This window comes from Brevibacillus migulae (assembly GCF_004521915.1).
GTDB classification, from domain to species: Bacteria; Bacillota; Bacilli; order Brevibacillales; family Brevibacillaceae; genus Brevibacillus_F; species Brevibacillus_F migulae.
On the sequence record NZ_SDKD01000052.1, the window covers coordinates 1 to 3,056 of the forward strand.

The 3,056-nt window shown below is 43.0% G+C and carries 4 protein-coding genes; 1 reads left to right on the top strand and 3 read right to left on the bottom strand.

The window, feature by feature from the left end; translation table 11 throughout:
- Window positions 1-473: 473 nt before the first annotated feature.
- Both EIZ37_RS26500 and EIZ37_RS25405 read right to left on the bottom strand, forming a co-directional pair.
- Complete coding sequence (locus tag EIZ37_RS26500; RefSeq protein ID WP_134687556.1) at window positions 474-563, bottom strand: putative holin-like toxin; 90 nt, start codon at window positions 561-563, stop codon at window positions 474-476.
- A 409-nt stretch (window positions 564-972) separates the two neighbouring features.
- Window positions 973-1,233, bottom strand: a complete 261-nt coding sequence (locus EIZ37_RS25405) for a hypothetical protein (RefSeq protein ID WP_134687557.1) — start codon at window positions 1,231-1,233, stop codon at window positions 973-975.
- A gap of 68 nt (window positions 1,234-1,301) precedes the next feature.
- Here EIZ37_RS25405 and EIZ37_RS25410 point away from each other — a divergent pair, with 68 nt between their 5' ends.
- Window positions 1,302-1,871, top strand: a complete 570-nt coding sequence (locus EIZ37_RS25410; RefSeq protein WP_134687558.1) for a MerR family transcriptional regulator — start codon at window positions 1,302-1,304, stop codon at window positions 1,869-1,871.
- A gap of 110 nt (window positions 1,872-1,981) precedes the next feature.
- Here EIZ37_RS25410 and EIZ37_RS25415 read toward each other — a convergent pair whose 3' ends face one another.
- Entirely contained in the window at window positions 1,982-2,869 is an 888-nt protein-coding gene (locus EIZ37_RS25415) for a helix-turn-helix domain-containing protein (protein WP_134687559.1), read from the bottom strand.
- Between the last annotated feature and the right edge of the window lie 187 nt (window positions 2,870-3,056).

Here is a 3,056-nt window from a genome sequence, read left to right on the forward strand (position 1 = left end):
ATCTACATTATGTCATCTAACGTCCGAATCCCCATATTCGGGCGTTTTTCGCTGTTATGAGCGATTAGCGTTTTGGGGGCTGGTACAAAATGTCCTCCCATCGTGGACTTTTGGGGCTATGAGTGCGAAAATGACGATCTCACTCTAGCTCTGTTTCTCGACGTTTTTCATTTAGGAAGATTGACCATCATTTCACACAAATCCCACGTCTACCTAAGAGTTTTTGATTAGTGCCACATTAATCAAAGATTGAACGTTAAACGTTAAACGTGGTATAGTAACGTTACAAAGCGTATACATTTGTATACGCTATCGCATATCGCATACAGAGTTATCTTTTATGATTAATACGGAAAAAATAAAAACCGTAGGTGTTCCCGCACCTACGGTTGATTCAATAGACGTTCCCTCAAAGGGATCGGCTCAATAGTGTTTACAGCGAAATGACCGCCTGGCCTCCAAGCAAGGGCGGTCTATTTCTTTTTGAGGTAAGTCAGCAAAGCGAGGATGAACATGCCAAACATAAACATGAGCGTCAGCGCCTGATAGACCTCCATCAGCATCACCCCCTCGCTGTAAGACGTGAGAGAGTGAGCCGACCACCCTTGAGTGAGCCCGTCCTATTGAATTATCTCAATTTTAAGGGTCAACTTGGAAAATGACAATACAGCTATCCGATACACATAGTATCGCAAAATCCAAGAATCCCTATTTGCATCTAGGTCGCGAACAAGCTTTTTTGCTCATCCAACTATCAGGCCGCGTCGATTAGGCCGGACTGACTGCGCTGCTGGTGAAATGGGCACCGAGGGCAAAGCCCTCTGCACTGGGGTTCCACCCCAGCCCCCAAGCGCTCATAGTGTGACCGCTTGCCATAAACGATCATTTTTCCACCATTGAAAATACCATTTAACCCTTTGAGGTTTCTTCTTAAGTATCAAGATAAGAAGAAACCTCATTCCAGACGTTCTTTTATTCCTCATTTTTTTGGAGTTCGTCCAAAATATCTTTACTTTTCTCTCCAATAATTTCTGCAATTATCTCCATTGCCTCTTTTATCGAAACTTGCAATGTACTCATACCCAATAAACCAATCAGAGGGTTTTTAAATTGTGTTTGTGTTCCTTCGTTAATTGACTCTTTCTTCATTAACTGAAAACCCTTGTACAAAGCAACTAGACTCAATATATCTAGTCCCTTGAGTTTCTTTTCATAAGCTTCTTTGAAATACATGCTAAACCTCCCGTTTTAAAGGATTTTTATATTTGAATCACGAACCTACAACATCGAGGTGAAGCGTTATGTCAGACGACATACTCGAGCAAAAGAAGGCTTATTGGCCAAGGGAAGTGGCCGATTTGCTTGATATATCAGAATCCACTTTACGAAAATATTGCTTGATACTCGAAGAAAAGGGATATACATTCCTGCGTGGCGAGAATAACAGGCGTGCATACCTAGACCGTGACGTTATAGCGCTTCGTAAATTCATGGAACTATCTCAGAACAAGAGTGTAACCCTTGAAGAGGCTGCCATTGCAGTTTTATCAATGATTTCGGACCACACCGTTACGAGCATAACGCATGCTGATACACAGCAACTTTCCCCGTCACATCGCTTGACACACCGTTTTGACGAATGGGGAATCAAACTAGATCAACTTATCAGGTATAACGAACAACGTGACAGAGAATATCAGGAGCTGCTTACCCAAAACGAGCGCCTTCAACACGAGTTAGAACTTGTTAGAAGTGAAGTAGCAAGTACCCATGACAAATTGGACTCCATCACTCAGCAGGTGGAGACTGTTATCACTGAAAGCAGAGCTGAACGTCACCGTCGAAAATCTTGGTGGGCATTTTGGAAATAGACCTCTCCTTGGTACGTCGCTAGACCGCCTGGAAGCGGTCTATTTCGCGTTTTTCGCTTCCAGCCCGACGAGAAGTAAGGATGTATAGTTCGTCCCGCTAGAATCGTCTTCTATGCGGTCTTTTCGCTATTGTCGCGTTTTAATTGAGCAATTATGTCTATAGCTCTTGCTTTCATTGGGATTAGTGTCTTTGCAGCATGCGGCAGCCTGCTGATAATGATTGCACTCAAATCGTCTCGCAGTGGATTGGATTTTTCTTGTGTCGCCTGCATGATCGCATAAATGTGAGTAAGGTCGTACTGTGGAAACCGTTTTTGCCAATGATCCCATATACTATCAACATCAATGTGTAGCATCGCTATTCTTTCACTAAACACTTTGTCAGCCAGTTTTTTTAGTAACTGATACTGAGTTTCCAGATGAGCGATTGCTAAAGAAGGGGAAGCGACAGCTTTTCCCTCTCTATCTATCGTTCTTTTAGATTTTATTTTCTCTTTTCTTTTAGTAGGAACTTCAGGTTCCTGTGCCATAGGAACTTCAGGTTCCTCTGCCTCAGGAACTTCTTGTTCCTCTGGTGTAACTTCATCGTCCCATTCAATTTCTACATCAAAATCCCGTTCCCTTATAATCTGACCTGCAATAGCCGATAGTTTATCGAGGAGCGGTTTAAAAGAAAATGCGGTTCCAGCTATGTATTCACCCGTTATTTTATTGCGTCTACGCCCTGTCCGAATGAAACCTTTAAATCTGAGTGAATTAATCAGTTTCCGAATCTGTCTTGTAGTAACATCCTGGTATTTCGCTAACGTCTCTTGGCTTGGAAAAGGATCGTGAACATCGTGTTTATGGGATAGGATGTTGCAGATCAGAACGAATTCAGCATGGGTAATCCCAAGCTTTTTTAGATTGCGGCTGAGTAGGTTAGGGATAGCTGTCCATCCTGTATCGAGAATGGCTTCTCCCCAGAATGTTTGGAAATGAGTTTGTTCGTTTGTCATGGTTTGTCTCTCCCTTTCTCTTGCAGGAGAGCCTACCCCGTGTTACGATTAACGTAACAATTGAATTGAAAAGGGCGTACTTATCCCTTGGGGGTAGGCTCACGCCTGGGTAAAGTCAATGAGAGCCACCTGGTCGCCAAACCTATGGGTGGTTTTTCTCATTTCTTAAAGTCTAGCAAATGTTTCC

Bases quoted from the DNA above. Each gene is read 5' to 3' on its own strand.
- EIZ37_RS25405 (WP_134687557.1), bottom strand. From the start codon at position 1,233: ATGTATTTCAAAGAAGCTTATGAAAAGAAACTCAAGGGACTAGATATA.
- EIZ37_RS26500 (WP_134687556.1), bottom strand. From the start codon at position 563: ATGCTGATGGAGGTCTATCAGGCGCTGACGCTCATGTTTATGTTTGGC.
- EIZ37_RS25410 (WP_134687558.1), top strand. From the start codon at position 1,302: ATGTCAGACGACATACTCGAGCAAAAGAAGGCTTATTGGCCAAGGGAA.
- EIZ37_RS25415 (WP_134687559.1), bottom strand. From the start codon at position 2,869: ATGACAAACGAACAAACTCATTTCCAAACATTCTGGGGAGAAGCCATT.